Source organism: Paenibacillus sp. CR_12, assembly GCF_041953985.1.
Classification (GTDB): domain Bacteria; phylum Bacillota; class Bacilli; order Paenibacillales; family Paenibacillaceae; genus Paenibacillus_AQ; species Paenibacillus_AQ lautus_A.
This window is the reverse complement of record NZ_JAVFHO010000010.1, coordinates 153,918-171,114: the sequence shown is the minus strand read 5'-3', so window position 1 is coordinate 171,114 and position 17,197 is coordinate 153,918. Positions and strand designations below refer to the sequence as shown.

General features: G+C 53.8%; 14 protein-coding genes. 4 read left to right on the top strand and 10 right to left on the bottom strand.

What is annotated here, in order from left to right:
* Positions 1-95: 95 nt before the first annotated feature.
* From RB297_RS27500 to RB297_RS27465, 8 genes are all read right to left on the bottom strand, one after another.
* Positions 96-929 (bottom strand): carbohydrate ABC transporter permease, encoded by an 834-nt coding sequence (locus RB297_RS27500; RefSeq protein WP_012819052.1) that lies wholly within the window; start codon positions 927-929, stop codon positions 96-98.
* Positions 930-958: 29 nt separating this feature from the next.
* Positions 959-1,909 (bottom strand): carbohydrate ABC transporter permease, encoded by a 951-nt coding sequence (locus tag RB297_RS27495; protein WP_036664374.1) that lies wholly within the window; start codon positions 1,907-1,909, stop codon positions 959-961.
* A 30-nt stretch (positions 1,910-1,939) separates the two neighbouring features.
* Positions 1,940-3,262 (bottom strand): ABC transporter substrate-binding protein, encoded by a 1,323-nt coding sequence (locus RB297_RS27490; protein WP_375121889.1) that lies wholly within the window; start codon positions 3,260-3,262, stop codon positions 1,940-1,942.
* A 141-nt stretch (positions 3,263-3,403) separates the two neighbouring features.
* Positions 3,404-4,957, bottom strand: coding sequence for a response regulator (locus RB297_RS27485; protein ID WP_375121887.1), 1,554 nt, complete (start codon positions 4,955-4,957; stop codon positions 3,404-3,406).
* Positions 4,932-6,710, bottom strand: a complete 1,779-nt coding sequence (locus RB297_RS27480) for a sensor histidine kinase (protein WP_096776989.1) — start codon at positions 6,708-6,710, stop codon at positions 4,932-4,934. Before RB297_RS27480 ends, RB297_RS27485 begins: the two co-directional genes overlap by 26 nt.
* A gap of 324 nt (positions 6,711-7,034) precedes the next feature.
* Positions 7,035-8,210, bottom strand: coding sequence for an NAD(P)/FAD-dependent oxidoreductase (locus RB297_RS27475; protein WP_009591109.1), 1,176 nt, complete (start codon positions 8,208-8,210; stop codon positions 7,035-7,037).
* Between the two features lie 32 nt (positions 8,211-8,242).
* Positions 8,243-8,713, bottom strand: a complete 471-nt coding sequence (locus tag RB297_RS27470) for a DUF1641 domain-containing protein (RefSeq protein ID WP_009591098.1) — start codon at positions 8,711-8,713, stop codon at positions 8,243-8,245.
* 269 nt (positions 8,714-8,982) lie between these two features.
* Positions 8,983-10,296: a polysaccharide deacetylase family protein gene (locus RB297_RS27465; protein ID WP_375121886.1), complete on the bottom strand. Its 1,314-nt coding sequence runs from the start codon at positions 10,294-10,296 to the stop codon at positions 8,983-8,985.
* Between the two features lie 167 nt (positions 10,297-10,463).
* On the opposite strand from RB297_RS27465, the gene RB297_RS27460 reads away from it, so the two are divergent.
* The gene (locus RB297_RS27460) at positions 10,464-11,312 is read left to right on the top strand and encodes a pirin family protein (RefSeq protein WP_375121885.1); all 849 of its coding nucleotides are present in this window, start codon (positions 10,464-10,466) and stop codon (positions 11,310-11,312) included.
* A gap of 139 nt (positions 11,313-11,451) precedes the next feature.
* Here RB297_RS27460 and bcp read toward each other — a convergent pair whose 3' ends face one another.
* Positions 11,452-11,934: a thioredoxin-dependent thiol peroxidase gene (bcp, locus tag RB297_RS27455; RefSeq protein WP_012819045.1), complete on the bottom strand. Its 483-nt coding sequence runs from the start codon at positions 11,932-11,934 to the stop codon at positions 11,452-11,454.
* 130 nt (positions 11,935-12,064) lie between these two features.
* Between bcp and RB297_RS27450 the strand changes: the two genes are divergently transcribed.
* The 3 genes from RB297_RS27450 to RB297_RS27440 all read left to right on the top strand — a co-directional run bounded on the left by RB297_RS27450 (position 12,065) and on the right by RB297_RS27440 (position 15,597).
* Positions 12,065-13,153 (top strand): LCP family protein, encoded by a 1,089-nt coding sequence (locus tag RB297_RS27450; RefSeq protein WP_096776992.1) that lies wholly within the window; start codon positions 12,065-12,067, stop codon positions 13,151-13,153.
* An 81-nt stretch (positions 13,154-13,234) separates the two neighbouring features.
* Complete coding sequence (locus RB297_RS27445) at positions 13,235-14,551, top strand: glutamate-1-semialdehyde 2,1-aminomutase (RefSeq protein WP_096776993.1); 1,317 nt, start codon at positions 13,235-13,237, stop codon at positions 14,549-14,551.
* A gap of 173 nt (positions 14,552-14,724) precedes the next feature.
* Positions 14,725-15,597 carry an aminoglycoside 6-adenylyltransferase gene (locus RB297_RS27440; RefSeq protein WP_375121884.1) on the top strand — a complete coding sequence of 291 codons (873 nt, stop codon included), beginning with the start codon at positions 14,725-14,727 and terminating at the stop codon, positions 15,595-15,597.
* A 121-nt stretch (positions 15,598-15,718) separates the two neighbouring features.
* Here RB297_RS27440 and RB297_RS27435 read toward each other — a convergent pair whose 3' ends face one another.
* Positions 15,719-17,161, bottom strand: a complete 1,443-nt coding sequence (locus RB297_RS27435) for an ABC transporter substrate-binding protein (protein ID WP_375121883.1) — start codon at positions 17,159-17,161, stop codon at positions 15,719-15,721.
* Positions 17,162-17,197: the final 36 nt, after the last annotated feature.

Here is a 17,197-nt window from a genome sequence, read left to right as displayed (position 1 = left end):
TCTATGAGAATATACTACAGGAACACAAACACAAATAACCGTAAGCGGGGTTCCTTTGTACAAAGGAACCCCGCTTACGGTCTGCTCAAGCTGGCTTATCCCTTAATCCCGGATAACGTAACGCCTTCAATAATATATTTCTGCCCGATGATATACACGATGAGCACCGGGACGAGCGCAATGGAAGCCCCCGCCATCATCAGCGTCCAATCCGTTGCATACATGCCCCGGTACAAATTCAGCATCATCGGCACGGTAAACTTATCCGTGCTGCTGAGAAAAATCAGCGGGTTAAAGAAGTTGTTCCACATCCCGAGGAAGGTAAATATCCCGAGTGCCGATAAAGCCGGCTTGATAAGAGGAATCATGATCCGGGCGTAGATCGTCCAGCGATTCGCGCCGTCCACGATGGCCGCCTCTTCCATTTCCTTCGGAATGCCCCTGAAGAATTGCCGGAGCAAAAATACCCCGAAGGCGTTCAGCAGCGCAGAAGGGACGATAATCGCCAGATGCGTATCCAGCCACCCGATATTTTTCATGATCAGATAGAGCGGAATAATGGTCACTTGTCCAGGAACCATCATCGTTGCCAGAAACAGGACGAATAGCGGCTCCCGGAACGGGAACGTGATTTTGGCAAAAGCATAAGCCGCCATGGAGCAGGTAACCAGCTGTGAAACCACCACGATGATATTGATGTAGAAGCTGTTGAAATACGCGCGCCCGAACGGCAGGGCCGTCAGCGAATCCTTATAATTGGACCAGATGAACGGATCCGGAATCCATTTGGGCGGCACGACGAATACTTGCGACAAATCCTTGAGCGAGCTGAGCACCATCCACACAAACGGCAGGGCCATCAGGCAGGCGCCTAAAATCAGCACGATATGCAGCACCACGGTGGACATCCTCAATCCCCGATGTATCATTCGTTTTCCTCCTTCCTAGGTTCGAATCGTCAGTCTTCGTAATGCACCCACCGCTTGGACATCTTCATCTGGAACAAGGTGAGCGACAGGATCATCACGAACAGGATGACCGCCGACGCCGTGCTCTTGCCAAAGGTAAAGTCCGCAAAGGCCGTCTCGTAGATGTGATAGACAAGCGTATAACTGGCCTTCGCCGGTCCGCCGGAGGTCATGACAAACGACTGGTCGAACACCTGAAAGGAACCGATGATGGACATGATCGTCACGAAAAAGGTCGTCGGGGACAGCAGCGGAATCGTAATATGGATCAGCTGCTGCCATTTGCCGGCGCCGTCAATCTCGGCCGCCTCGTAATAGCTTCTCGATATGCCCTGAAGTCCGGCCAGGAACAGCACCATGTTGCCTCCCAGCCCCATCCAGACGCTCAGCAGGGCAATCGAAGGCATCACGTACCTGGAATCCGTCAGCCAGGAGGGGCCCGTTATCCCGAACCACTGCTGCAGGTACATGTTAATGAGGCCGAAGTCGGCGTTGAACAGCCACATAAACACGACGGCCACGGCGACGGACATCGTAATGTTCGGCATGAAGTAGATCAGCCGGTACAGAATCTTTCCGCGAACCCGGTTTAAGCCCACCGCCACCAGCATGGCGAGAACGATGCCGGTCGGTACCGACAGAATCGTGTAATACACCGTGTTCACCAAAGCGATGTGGAACTCCTCATCCTGAAGCTGGGACACGAAATTTTGGAGTCCGATAAACTTCTTCGCCCCCATGCCGTCCCAGTTCATCATGCTGATGACAAAAGCCGAGATGAGCGGAACCAATGAAAAAGCGATCAAACCGATCATCTGGGGAAAGATAAAAAAGTACCCCCACAAACCGTCGGACGTCTTGCTCTTTAAGGTTGTTCTCCTCTCCGGAAACCGCTCCGGAGAAGGAGCGGCTCCGGAGCTTCCTGCAGGCTGCGTGTTCATTTCATCTCACCGTTCCTCCCCAGAGCTGGATCAATTATTGCCGCTCTTGTAATCCTGAATTTTCTTGTTGGCCATATCCTGTATATCCTTCAAGGAGCTTTCAAGCTCCTGATCTTTCAGCCACAGCGCCTCGAACTTGGACGTTATATCCTGGCTTAGCCCGGGAATGCCCGCCTCGAACGGAGTCAGGGAATACCCGATCTTGCGCGCGTCCAGGAATAACTGGGCGTGCTCCGGCAGATTCCCTTCCAGCACCACCTCATCCGTTCCCTGTACCGACGGGACGGCATTGCCGCCGCCCTGCAGGCGGAAGCGTTGGCCCTCTTTGCTTACGTACTCGGAGAAGAAGGTGTATGCCGCTTCCTTATTCTTCGATGCCTTGTTCATCACCATGTAGGCGGTCGGAATACCGGCAGGCTCGATCTTATTGCCGGTATTGGTTGGCCATGTGACCACGTCATATTCTAGCCCTTGATTCTTCTTGAACAGCGGCAGGTACCAGCGGCCTGCAGCAACGAATCCGACCTGGTTGGACATGAACATGGCGTCCCCGCCTTGCCCTTTCGGAAGCGTGCCGGAGAAGGTGATGTTTTTGGATTTCACGTTGTCGTACAGGAAGCGGAAAGCCTCCATCGCCTTCGGATCCGAAGCCGCTACGAAATTCCCTTCGTCGTCGTACACCCGGCCGCCGTTGGAAGTAACCCAACTGTGGTAGCTGTTCCAGGAGTTATCCAGCACGTAGCCGTACTTTTTGCTGTCCCTGATCTTGTCCGCCATCTCCTTAAATTTGTCCCAGGTCCACTGTCCGTTCGCCTGAAGATCGGCCGGCATCTCGGTTATCCCTGCTTCCTTCAGCACCTTCTTGTTGTACCACAGCACCATCGGGTTACAATCCACCGGTACCCCGAAGATCTGGTCATCCCGCACGGCTGCGCCCCACAAGCCTTCGAAATAATCCTCTTTCTTGATCACGCTTTCCGGAGCTTCCATATACGTCGTCAAATTCTCAATGCTCTGATTCTCGATCAGTTTCACGACCAGGGCGTCGCCTGCATAGAAGATATCCGGAGCCGTCCCGCCTGTTAATTGGGTTAATATTTTCTGATCATACTCGCCCGGAATCGGAATAAATTCGACCTCAATGTCCGAGTGATTCTTATTAAATTCCTTCGTCAGCTCCTGAAAGCGGCTAAGCTCGCCGGGATTTCCCCAGGTCGCCCATTTGATCTTGACCTTCTCGCCGCTTCCGGACTCCCCGCCTTCTGATGTTCCGCCGCCTCCACACGCTTGGAGTATGGATGATAGTAGAAGAATGATTGCAAGCAATGACCCTCTCACCTGTTTCCTTGTCATTTCATTTCCTCCATTCAAACCAGATTTGGACTCGCTGGCATAGCTTTTGTAAACGCTTTAATTATAAAATTTTGGCAAAAAGCTTTTGAACGGATTATGTTCCGAAAAAGTGGTTTCTTTTCCGATCCTATGAAATCCCGCTTATTTTCGATGCTGTCCCTGGTACTCAGCTGGCGTCATGCCTACCATTTTCTTGAACAGCTTGCTGAAGTATTTGACGTCATTGAATCCGGAACGATCCGCCACTTCATACACACGCAGCGATGTTGTGGAAAGCAGCTCCTTGGCCCGTTTCAAGCGGAGATCAATGACATAGTCAATGAAGTTATGTCCCGTGACGCGCTTAAACAATTCGCTAAAATAGTTGCGGCTGACTGCCACTTCGTCCGCCACCTCCTGCAGGGAGATCGGCTCGGTAAATCGCGCCTTAATATATCGGACGGCCTGCAGCACGATCCGCTCATGCAGCGTGGATTCCGGTACAGGGTGGCGCATGGCTTCCTCCCGCAGCGCATGGAAGCCATGCGCCACCAGCTTCTTCACTTCCTCCACCGAGCGAAGCTTGCCCACCTCCCCGATCTGCGGAAGCGGCGGGCCGCCGGGAAGATGAAACATAGCAAGCAAGCTCAGAAGCTCCTCTGCTTCCCGGAGGACCGCCGGCTTCTTCGTCCGTCCGGGACGCCAGCGCTGCATAATGGACTGCAGACGTTCCTCGCTTATGTCCATGTTCCCGACGGTCAGCGCGGCCCTTAAGGCATGCAGCTCGGCAGCTTGTCTCTCCTGAGCCGAATCGGCATCGGTCAGGGGAAGCTCCTCTGCCCGCAATATCTGTTGATCTTGATGAAAGAAGAGGCCCTCCAGGCTTTCAGCGGCTTCTCTAAACGCTTCTTGCAGCTTATCCATGCTGTTATATCTCCTGCTGAGCCCCATCGTGCTCCGGATCGGCAGGCGGATAGCTCCTTCGTGCTCTGAAGCCTGCCCGTTTGCTTCATCCCTTAACGGTAAGCAGACTGCGATCCGGTCCGTTTCCAGCCGAGCTGCCAGCGCCTCCGGCGCCTGGTCGTATAACTGTCCCATGAACCGTTCGATCTCCTCCTGCCAATCCTTTGGCTGTCCCCCGGCCGCGGCACCGCCCAGGTCCGAATCTAGCTGGAGCACGGCCAGCAGGTACGGGCCGTTACGGTTCCATGCTTCCAGCTTCGCGAGCGCGTCCGGCTCACCGGACAGCGCCTGAAAGAGCATTTTTCCGGCAGCCTTCTTCTTATTCAGCCGCTGCTGCTGCTCATGCTCGGTCAGAATCCGCTGCATCTGCTTCTCCTCTTCCAGCTTCGATCGCATGTGATCAAGCACGGCGACCAGGGAGTCCGCGTCCAGCGTCGGCTTGAGGATATAATCCGATGCGCCAAGCCTGATGCCTTCCCGCACGAATTCGAAATCGCTGTGACAGCTGAGCAGCAGTACCTTCACCCATGGACAAAGCTCCCTTGTCCGGCGGGTCAATTCCAGGCCGTCCATGACCGGCATCGCGATATCCGTGATCAGAATGTCCAGATCCCCGTTTACGATCCATTTCATGGCCCGTTGTCCATTGGAGGCCTCCCCGACAAGCCGGTAACCGTATTTCTCCCAATCGAAGGTCGAGCGCAGTCCCGTACGCGCGATCGCTTCGTCATCCACGAGCAGCACTCTGTACATAATCGTCCCCCCTTTGTTTCGCAAACGTGACCGTGACCCTCGTGCCTCCGCCTTCCGTGCTTTCCACCCATACCCCGTACCTGCTGCCGTAATACAGCTGGACCGTTTGGTGAACATGACGCAGGCCGATATGGGTCATGCCATGCTTGGAGTGATCCTGCTCATACGACAGCAGTCCCTTGATCCGTTCAGGCTTAATGCCGATTCCGTTGTCTTCGATCTGCACCATGACATCCTGCTGCTGCAATGTTATCCGGATCTGAATGACGCCCCCTTCATCAAGCGGGGCAATTCCGTGAAAGATCGCATTCTCCACGATCGGCTGCAGCAGCATCCGGGGAACGTGGAGGTCCTCCATTTCCTCGGGGCAATCGATCCGCAGCTCGATTGGGTGGTCATAACGGTAATTCTGGATGATCATATATTTCCGAAGCAGCTCCAATTCATCTCCAAGCCTTATAAACACACCGTTGCGCTCCAGGCTCCCCTCCAGCAGATGAACCAGGGCCGTGACCGATCGGTCCACGTCATTCGTTCGATTCAGCTTGGCCATCCAGCGGATCGAGTTCAGCGTATTGTAGAGAAAATGGGGATTGATCTGATACCGCAGCGCGCGGATTTCGGCTTTTTTCTTCTCGGACTCCTCCGCGGCGATCCGCCTGATGAGCAGGTCGATCTGCTCTATCATTTTGTTGAAGCTTCGGCCCAGCTGACCGATCTCGCTGGGACCTACGTTCTTGCTGCGGACCGATAAATCGCCCGCCTCGCTTCTGCGCATCAAGCGGCTCAGCTGAACGAGCGGATTGCCGATTCTCCTCGTCATGAAATATCCGATGCCGATCGCGGCCAGAATCGATCCGAATACGATCCAGACCGTGAAACTCCGGATGCTGGCGGAATCGGCCGTCAGTTCCTTAAGCGGCACCATGCCGACCACATGCCAGCCGTTGTTCAGGCGCGAGGGGATCATCAGCGTTTTGTTGTTATTCAGGTTGTATTCCGTCAAACCCGAGGGCAGCTTGATCCTGGACTGCTTCCCGTACATCGATGGATCGGGATGGTAAAAGTAGCGATTCTCGTCATTCGCCACGTACATATACCCCGTGTCGCCGAATTGGACATGGTTTAATTCATCGATCAGGACATCCCCCATAATTTCGATGAACATCACCCCGACGATCTCCCCCGTATCCCAGCTCCGGATTGCCCGGCCCAGCCCGAACACGGGAAATCCCATTCCCGTTTGCTTCAGGTAGGAGGTATCCGACAAGCCGAACCATACCGCCTGCCCGTTCGCCTCCAATATCGCCCGATACCAAGGCGAATCCCACTGGTCCGGGATGGACATCAAGGAATCCGCGCTCAGGACCGAATTGTTCCGCTGCACGTCAAACACGTATACATCCAAGATCTCCGGCGAATTAATCATGATGGACGTCAGCAGGTCCTTCCCCTCCTTCACCTTCAACGTCAGGTCGTATTTACTGATATCCTGATCCTCCAGTATGCCGTGAACCACTTTGCTGTTCAGCACCATCATCGAGGAGTCGTCCAGTTTCTTGAAGAACATGTTCAGCTTGTCGCTGACTTGGGTGATCGTGAGGGAAGCCACTTTACTGACCTGCTCCTCCACGATCGAGGCCGATTTGTGATACGAAAGGAAACCCATGATGAGAACCGGGAGTGTTGTGCCGATGAAAAAAAACAAAAACAGTTGAATCACGATCGAATGAAGACGACGGTATCCCCGCATACATGCTCCCTCCTGTTTCATGAAATGAAAATTGCGAACATTTGAGATAGCGCTTACATAACTATCTGACCTTCTTTCTTCTTCGCTCTGGACGCTCATCCATTCTGCCCTTTCTTACCTCCTTCTCCCACATCCCGTCGGGAGCGGCGCCCGGGAATTCTTTCCCTGCTTGCATCCTCGCTTCGGGTGTATCCATCGTATTATGTTTTCCTGACGTTGTCCCTAAGTCCATGCGCTTATGTTTGGGCTGCGCAATAAAAAAAGATGGACCCGAATCATTCCGGGTCCATCTCTTGTATTTGGATATAATGTCGCCTTCCAGGCTTAGTAAGCCAGCGTGAACAAACCGTTGATGTGGGACAGGTAACGCATGTTACTTGCTTCCTTCATCAAGGTTGCAGGCAGACCTTTCAATTGGGTTTTGTTGGCGCCGATGGTGCCGATGGCGTCTTTACGTCCCAAGCTGCCGAGCGTACCGGAGAATACCGGGTTGAAGGAAGCTGGTGCGCCGCCGTTCAATTGAGCGAAGATGTTGTAGCCGATCAGCTCGCCCATTTGCCATGCCAGCTGTGCCGTTGGCGGGTATGGACGGCCTTCCGGTCCCATAACAACCGCGCTGTCGCCGGCAACGTATACGTCAGGATGGGAAGCGGATTGCAGGAATTCGTTGACAACCGCACGTCCGCGGTTGACTTCGATGCCGCAGTTAGCCACAACGGAGTTGCCCTGTACGCCGCCAGTCCATACCAAGGTGCTGGTTTCAATCGTGCTGCCGTCTTTCAGTTCAACGGTCGTGCCGTCCATTTTGGTAATCGGCAATCCGGTCAGGAAGTTCACGCCGCGTTTTTGCAGGCTTGTTGTCGCACGGTCAACCAGTTCTGCAGGGAAGCCCGGCAGAATGGAAGGAGCTGCTTCAACACAATAAAGCGTGATTTCTTGTGGGTCGATACCGTATTTGCGAGCCAGCTCGCTTCTCATATCGGCATATTCGCCAACAAGCTCAACGCCTGTCAAGCCGCCGCCGCCAACCACGATGGTAGCGTCCGCTTTGTTTTTGGTTTTGCTGTATTCCGCAATGCGGGACTCCACATGAGCACGCAGACGGTTAGCATCGTTCACGGACTTCAGAATAAAGCTGTTCTCTTGCAGTCCCGGAATGCCGAAGAATGCCGTTTCGCTGCCCAGTGCGATAACCAGGGCATCATAGGTAAAGTTTCCGCCGTCGTCGAGGGAAACCGAACGCTCATCCGGCTTGATTTCCTTAACGTTGCCGATGCGCAGGTCAACGTTCGCGCCGCGCAGAAGCTTGTCGAGCGGCAAAGCTACTGCCTTCTCTGCGATGTTGCCTGCTGCCAGACGGTGCAATTCCGTAATGATCTGATGGGTTGGGAAACGGTTGATCAGCGTGATTTTTGCGGCAGCACCAAAATGCTCGCGTGCAGAAAGCGCACTAAGCAAGCCGCCATAGCCTCCGCCCAAAATTAAAATATGTTTAGACATGACCATCCTCCGTTCTTCGTATGATTTATGGATTAACGCTTGTTTTGTTGGTCGCGCTCGTTAAGAACGTCCAAAAAAGCCTGAGCATAGCGAAGACCCTTTTGAACCTGAGGATCTTTCAGCATTTTCATCAGACCAAATACGCCGATCTGAGCTTGGTCGCCTTGAGCGTGTACGCGGTCTCCGGCTTCGATGGCTGCAGATGCAACGCTTTTTGCTGTTGTCGTGATCGGCTTCGCGAATCCGCTCAGGGAAGCCATGGTGTCTTCCGCTAGCACGGGATCCGTAGCTACGGATTTACCGAAGTCATACGCCTTAGTCATGACGGTCAGCATTTCCGTAAGTTTTGGAAGATTGTCCACGAGAGTTGTGAGGGATTCCTGAACCTCGGGCTTGAGCAGTTGTTCGAGCAGCACATCAGGACGGCTGGACGCCGCAGCTTCTTGGTTTCCTACAACATTTTCCGGAGTTTCGGACGGCTGTGGAGAAGATGTTTCTGTCATAATGAATTGCCTCCTTTTCTTTAAGTGAATTCCCAAGATGAACTTGGCGACGATCGTACCGGCTAGCTTTAATTTTGGGATAACCGGTATCTATTATGCATCACTTACAAAAGTGCGAACTTATGGGTGACTCACTATCGCCAAAAATAAAGCAGGGGGAAACTTCCCCCTCCTTTATCTGAAACAATCTCAGGGATTGTGATAAATATCTCTAAGTACTAGTCTATAACTTGTGAAGCATAATTACAAACATAAAATACAATTTTCGACTACAAAGTTAGAACGCGATACTCGCCTTCTTCATATGTCACTCTTGTAACAGGTCGGCCGGAAAAGTCAAGCGCTTCCCGAAGCGGAATCCAAGCGGTGCCGCCGATTAAATGAACATCGGAGGACACCGGCTTGCCGCCGGTTTGCATGGGGAACAGCAAGCCTCCCACCGGATCGGCTTCCCAGCGTTTCCCTGCCAGCGTCACCTGCACGGTCTTGTTGTGAGACTTCCAGGATACGCTTCCGCCAAGCCGCTCCACCAAAGCGCGCAGCGGAACCATCAGCCGGCCGTCGACCAGCTTGTATTCGCCTGCCGCAAACGCGGTTTCAAGCCCTCCGAATTCCACCGCCAGCGTTCGCCCGGTCCCGAATAAGGCGGCGTTGACGGCGACGTGCTCGCGAACCCACTGCTGTGAAGGCTGTGAAGCCTTGCGGGCGGTCTGCTGAGCACGAAATTGAACGGGCTCGGTTTCCGGAGACAGCACGTCAAAGGCATAGCCCTGCTTTTTATAATAAGAAATAATGTCAGGCAGAGCCTTGACGCTTTCGCCATGGCCTTTACCGTCATGGAGAAGCACGATCGCCTCCTTGCCGTTCACTTTCGTGGTCGCCCCCTTTACGATGTCTTTAGCCGGGACGCCCCTATATCTGGAATCGCCGCTGTCGACATTCCAATCGAATACATGATATCCCCCCTGCTTCATGTATTGAAAATAAGCTTCGTCGAAATGTCCGGCCGTCCCCCCGGGAGCTCTGACCAGCTGCGGCCGTTCCCCTGTAATCAAACGGATGATTTCCTCGGTTTTCTTAATCTGTCCCCAGAAATCCTGAAAATGCCCGTAGAGCTCGTCATAACGATGATCATATGTATGATTCCCGATCACATGGCCTTCCTCATAGATGCGGTTGATAATTTCGGGACGGGTCTCCGCCTCCTTGCCCAGTACAAAAAACGTGCCTTTGATTCCTTCCCGCTTCAAAATATCCAGCACGTCGAGCGTTAAATCCGATGGTCCGTCATCAAATGTCAGGTATACCGTTTTGTCGCTTGGCTTCTTCTTATATTGAACAGGTGCGGCGTTCACAGCCGATGGTTTCTTGATTGCAGTGGTGACGACCGGCTTGCTTGCCTCCCGGGTCTTTGCTTGAACATTCTGCTCTGGCACTGCTGTCAGGGGTGCCGCTGCTAAAGGGGCCTGCTCCGCATAGTCTGCCATCGGCGCCTGAACCTCAAGTCCCATGCCGATCATGATCAGCACTGCCACAACGCCGAAGAATACCGCTATCGATGTAACCCGCACCATATTTTTCATTATCAACTCTACCTCCATCGTTTCTATGAGTTCGGCTTCCTGATAGATTATATGGAGGGCGATTCAAAAAAAGACTAGAATCTGATATTTTCTTACGTCCCTTGATTCCTATTCACATTACTAGTAAACTGAATTCAAATCCAGAACTCGGAAGGGATGATAGACATATGAATCACCAAGCGATCATTCAGCGTGATATTACGGAAGTCCGGGATGTCGTTCTTCGGCGGCACAGCTCCATCCATGCCTCAGGACCCGTCATCGAATTTGGAAACTGGAGCAAAGCCGATCCGTTTCTCGGGATGATGGAGGACAAGTTCCAGGCCGGTTCATTCGACGACCATCCCCATCGGGGAATCGAAACCGTTACTTTTGTCATCGATGGAACCGTTGAACACTATGACAGCCTCTCCAAGGGCGGCGTGCTAGGGCCTGGAGACGTGCAGTGGATGACGGCGGGAAGCGGCGTCATCCACAACGAAGTACCGTCAGAAGGCATAACGGCCCACGTCCTGCAGCTCTGGATCAATCTGCCCCGCGAGCAGAAGATGACGACTCCCCGCTACCAGAACCTGAAAGGCGCGGATATGCCGATCCGACAAGAGGATGGCGCGGTTGTGCGAGTCTTCTCCGGTTCTTCCGGCGATGTCATATCCGCTACCGAAAATCATGTTCCGGTCACGATGGTCGAGGTGCTGCTGGAGCCCGGCGCTTCCATCGCGCAGGACCTGCCCGGCAGTTATAACGGCTTCATCTACATCCTTGAGGGCAGCGGAACCTTCGGAGGCAATGGCGTAAATGCGGCTAAAAGCCAGGTGTTGTGGCTGGGCGCTGGAATCGACGGAAAACCCAGCGAAATACGGGCAGCGGCTGCGGAGCCTCTTCGCTTTGTTCTGTACGCAGGCGAGCCGTTGCGGGAGCCCGTGGCGGCCCGCGGTCCCTTCGTCATGAACACGGAGGAAGAAGTGAACGAAGCCTTCCGCGAATATCGGACGGGTACGTTCTTGAAGTTCTGATTCATTCAGGTTGGCCAAATCCTCTGATTTAGGTGATAAGCCCCTCATTCGAGGCTCCCTGCTTGCAAGATATATTCAAAAAAAACGGTCCCTCGGCATGCCTGTTCAGGCATGCCGAGGGACCGTTCTTCATATATAGCTATGACAGCACGGCTGCGAGAACCGCTTCGACATGGCCTTTCACTTTCACCTTCCGCCACTCGCCGGCCAGCTTCCCCTTCTCATCAATCAAGAAGGTTGAGCGTACAATACCCATATATTCACGGCCGAACATCTTCTTCATCTGCCATACGCCGAACATTTCGCTTACCTTATGCTCCTCATCAGACAAGAGCAAATAGGGCAGGCTATGCTTATCGATGAATTTGGCGTGGGATTTCAGCGGATCGGGGCTGATCCCGATCACGACTGCGCCGGCTTGCTCCAACGCACCATAGTTGTCCCGGAAGCTGCAAGCCTCCTCGGTGCAGGTTGGGGTCATATTTTTCGGATAGAAAAACAGCACGACTTTGCGCCCACGAAAATCGCTTAATGCTACCTTCTCCCCGTTCGAAGCCGGAAGTGAAAAATCCGGCACCTTGCTTCCAATCTTCAACTGCTTTTGGTCTGCGATAAGGCTCAACTCCTGCTATACGGACTTTAGGCCCGTAAAATTGATTGTCTTTTCGAAAAAAATTATAATAGAATGAATGTCGAATGTTCAAATGTTCTATCGAATTTATTCATCAGCGTAATCCGAAAGGAAGAACCCAATGACCAAAAAAACAAAGAAGACGATTATATGGAGTGTCAGCATCATACTGGCCGCCGTCATCGGTTACGGCATCTATTATGCGGCCTCGTTTTATGACGGCTTGCAAAGTCTTCAGAAAACTGGCGAAGCCTCCCCTTTTCGGGAAATCGAGAAGGTGGATGCCAAAGTCCCTGCCCCGCCGGAGTGGGAAGGCAAGGAGACGGTTAACATTCTGCTGATGGGCGTCGATGCGCGCGGTTTCGAGGAAGGGGAAATTCCTCGTTCCGACAGTATGCTTGTTGCCTCGATTGATCCCGTAAAAAAGAAAATGCACTTATTCTCTATTCTGCGCGATACTTACGTAGAAATACCCGGGTATGACAGAAACCGTATCAATACGGCCATCACGCACGGCCCGAACACGGCCATGAAGGCGGTAGGCGATCTGCTGGGCATACCGATTCAATACTACGTCTATACGGACTTCCAGGGCTTCATGAAGCTGGTTGATTCCGTCGGCGGGGTGGACTTCTACGTGGAGAAGGACATGAGTTATTCAAGTAAAGCCGACAAGAACGAGTACGACATTGATTTGAAGCAAGGCATGCAGCATCTGGACGGCAACGCGGCACTGCAATACGTCCGGTTCCGCTATGATGCGATGGGCGACTTCACCCGCACCGAGCGGCAGCGCGAGCTCCTGAAGGCCGTAGCCAAGAAAATGCAGACCACCACTTCCATCATGAAGCTTCCGGACATCCTGAAGTCCGTCAGCCCTTATATTGATACGAATCTCGATGTCGAGGATATGTGGAAGCTTGCGAACGTCGCCTACAAGAGCAAAATGAGCGGCAGCGAGCAGGTGCCACCGATGAAACTCCTGAAGGAAGAACATATCGGCGGCGCGGCCGTCTTAACGGTCGGCAATCCGGATACGCTGAAGCAGTATATCCAGGACATCATGAACCCGCCGACGCCGGACCCTGAGACCGAAGGCGGCGAAGGCACGGAAGGTGATTCCGGGAACACCGATTCCGGGAATACCGACTCCGAGAACAGCGACTCTGAAAGCTCCGCAACACCATCTGCGACAACGGATCGCAACTAATACACTTACAGCAATCAGGACAGGGCGCTACGTCAATCTAGCTTCCTGTCCTGCTTCATGAAGAAAGGAAGTTTTACTATCATGTCAACCTCAAGAAACCGTTCCGAAGCCCTGTATCAAGAAGCGCTGCAGCATATCGTAGGCGGCGTAAACAGCCCCTCCCGTTCGTTTAAAGCCGTCGGCGGCGGTGCCCCCGTCTTCATGAAACGCGCAAGCGGAGCCCACTTCTGGGACGAGGACGGCAACCGTTATATCGATTACTTGGCGGCTTACGGCCCGATCATTACCGGACACGCCCATCCGCATATTACGGCGGCGATCACGGCGGCTGCCCAAAACGGCACCCTATACGGAACGCCGACGGAGCTTGAAATTACCTTGGCCAAAATGCTGAAGGAAGCCATCCCGTCCATGGACAAGGTACGTTTCGTCAATTCCGGCACCGAGGCCGTCATGACCACGATTCGGGTCGCCCGCGCTTACACCAAGCGCAACAAAATCATCAAGTTCGCCGGCTGCTACCATGGCCATTCCGATCTGGTCCTCGTGGCTGCGGGCTCCGGGCCTTCCACGCTCGGCATTCCGGACAGCGCCGGCATCCCGGCCAGCATTGCCACGGAAGTCATTACCGTTCCTTTCAACGATCTGGAAGGCCTGCGCGCTGCCCTCGAAGCATGGGGCGAAGATGTGGCCGCCGTGATGGTCGAGCCGATCGTCGGCAACTTCGGAATGGTCATGCCGAAGCCGGGATTCCTCGAAGGCCTGTGCCAGATGACGCACGACAACGGGTCGCTGGTCATCTATGACGAAGTTATCAGCGCCTTCCGCTTCCATTACGGATCCACCCAAACCTATGCGGGTCTGGCCAATCACGAGGCGATTCAGCCGGATCTTACGGCTCTGGGCAAAATCATCGGCGGCGGACTGCCAATCGGCGCTTACGGCGGCCGGAAGCACGTGATGGAGCAGGTTGCCCCGCTCGGCCCGGCTTATCAGGCGGGAACCATGGCTGGCAATCCGGCCTCCATCGCGGCCGGTATCGCCTGCTTGGAGGTATTGCAGGGCGAAGGCGTGTATGAGGAGATGGAGCGCTTGACCATCAAATTGACGGAAGGCCTGCAAGCGTCCGCAGACCGCCATGGCGTTCCGCTCACGATCAACCGCATCCGGGGCTCCTTCTCCACGCACTTCTGCGATCATCCGGTAACGAACTATGACGAAGCGCAGGATACCGACGGCGAAGCCTTTGCGGCCTTCTTCCGCCACATGCTGGACCGCGGCGTGAACCTGGCCCCTTCCAAATACGAAGCCTGGTTCATGACCACGGCCCATACGGATGCGGACATCGAGGCAACGCTTGAGGCCGCGGAGGAATCTTTTAAGGCCATGAAGAATTAACCTAGATAAATTCAAAGAACGCGAAAGGAGATTTCCTCATGAAAAAGCTGTTGAACAAGTTATAACCTGCTCTACATCCATGCCATGCTTCTACGATCCGGATCCGTGGACCTCCTGACCTGTTCGATTCGAATCGTCGGTAGTCCAAATACGAATACGGAGGCTACGAACATATGAGAAGCGAGCAAGAAATGATAGATTTGGTATTGGGCTATGCAGCCCGCGATGAGCGGGTTCGGGCCGTGACCCTGGAAGGCTCCCGAACGAACCCCAACGTCCCTAAGGATATTTTTCAGGATTACGACATCAGCTTTCATGTTACGGATATGGAGAGCTTTATCCAGGATCCAAACTGGATTGACGTCTTCGGGGAACGGTTGATTCTGCAGACGCCGGAAGATATGGACCTGTTCCCTCCCGACCTTGGAGGCTGGTTCTCATACCTGATGTTATTTACCGACGGGAACCGGATTGACATGACCCTGATCCCCATCGAGGAGAAGGAGAAATACTGCAAGGAAGACAAACTGATCCGGATCTTAATGGATAAAGATCAAACCTTTCCCAAGGTTCCTTCTCCGTCCGACGAGGATTTCTGGGTACAGCGTCCGTCAGCAGCCTTTTTCGAGGATTGTTGCAACGAGTTCTGGTGGGTATCCACGTATGTCGCCAAAGGCTTGTGGCGGGCAGAAATCCTCTATGCCCAGGACCATCTACACAACATCATGCGGCCGATGCTGATGAAAATGCTGGAGTGGCAGGTGGGCACCCAGACCGATTTCTCGCTCAGCGTGGGCAAGAACGGCAAGTACTTGAAAAACTACCTGTCTGCGGACAGCTGGAACGAGCTGATGTCCACCTACCCTCGCGGAACCTACGAAGAGGTGTGGGAGGCGCTGTTTACGATGGGAGCGCTGTTCCGCAGAACCGCGCTGGATGTCGCCAAGCAGCTGGGCTTTGAATACGATATGGGGCAGGATCAGCGCGTAACGGGCTTCCTGCAGCATGTCCGGCAGCTGCCGGCGGATGCGAGCGAGATCTACTAATCGATTCCACGGTCATCCCTATGAAACAGAAACAACCCGCCCAAGGATAATCCTTGGGCGGGTTGTTCTATTACGTTTATTTACTAGATTCACGGGACATCAAATGGCCTCTTTCCTACTTCTATTCGATCTTATCGAAGAAATTCTCCTGAACCAGCTTGGCCGTTTCGTCCAGCTGCTTCTTGGAATCCGTGCCTTCCTTCGAGAACGATTCCTGCACCACGTTGGACATCGCGGCATAATAATCCTGCGTGCCGAATTGCGCTTCAGGCTTTCCTTCCAACAGGCTGAAGAGCTGCGGATCGTATTCATAGACGTTGTCGTACTTATCGTAGATCGCCTTCACCTTCGCCGCATACTCCGAATCGTCGCTGAAATATTCCAGCGGCGTCGGCACAAAATATTTGCCCTCGGCTTTGCGGGCATTGATCGTATCTTCCACCGATTTCAGCGCATCATCCGTAAAATAATCAAACGTGATATAGCGGAATGCCATTTCCTGTTCTTCCTTCGTGGCATTCGGATTGATGACCAGATAGTTGCCGCCCAAAATGCCGTGGTGCGCTCCGCCTTTCTCCATCGCAGGCATCGGATACGCAAGCACGTCCTCAGGCTTCATGCCGCCCTCGTTCAATGCCGGCTGGATCACGTCAAATGCGCCTGCAATGACCATCGCCGTCCGTCCTTGCTGGAACGAGCTGACGGCATCGCCCCAGCCGAGGGCCCAGTCCTGCGGAATGGCGTTTGCTTCCCATCTCAGCTTCTTGTAGAAATCCAGCGCCTTCACGCCGGCTTCCGAGTTAAACACCGCTTTCACTTTGCCGTCCTCGTTCACTTCGATATCCCCGCCGGCTTCGAACAGGAAGTTGGTCCAGTTCCAGCCTGCCTCATTGCCCTTGCCCATCGGCGCGATTCCGGAGATGCCGGCCTTCGGGTCCGCAGCGCCTTTCGCCGTGTTGTACATGTCGTCCCATGTCCAATCCATCGGCGGTACGGGCACGCCCTTCGCGTCCAGCAGCTTCTTGTTCACGATCGTAGACGTGATATAACCGTTCTGCGTGACGCCGTACACCTTGCCGTCCACGATGAATTGATCCTGCAGCACGGGATTCATGTCGTCCTTGTACTCCCATTCGTTCCAGAACTCCGTAATGTCGGCCACCCAGCCCCGCTCCACGAGCAGCTGTGCCTCCGTGGCCCAAGTGTTATAAAATGTCGGCGCTTCGTTCGAAGCCATCTTCACCCCAATTTCGTTGACGCTGTACTGCCAGTCGTCCTTCACGATGGTCACGTTCGGATATTTCGCCTGGAAGCGGGCGATTTTATCATCCTCCTGCTGACGCAGCGTTGTATCATCCGGCAGCGGATAGTGAATCTTGATCGTGATCTTTTGATCCGCGATATCCTCCTTCGGCTCCTCCGTTTGCGTCGTGGCCGTCCCGCCCGAATTGGCGGTCCCTCCCTCTGTATTCGTGACCTCCGGCGCTGCTTTGCCGCCGCCGCATGCGGCGAGCAAGGAGCTGAACAGCATAAGGCAGATCAGTAATGCTGGGAACTTGCGCATGGATACTCCCCTTTTCCTTATTGAAATAATGATGTC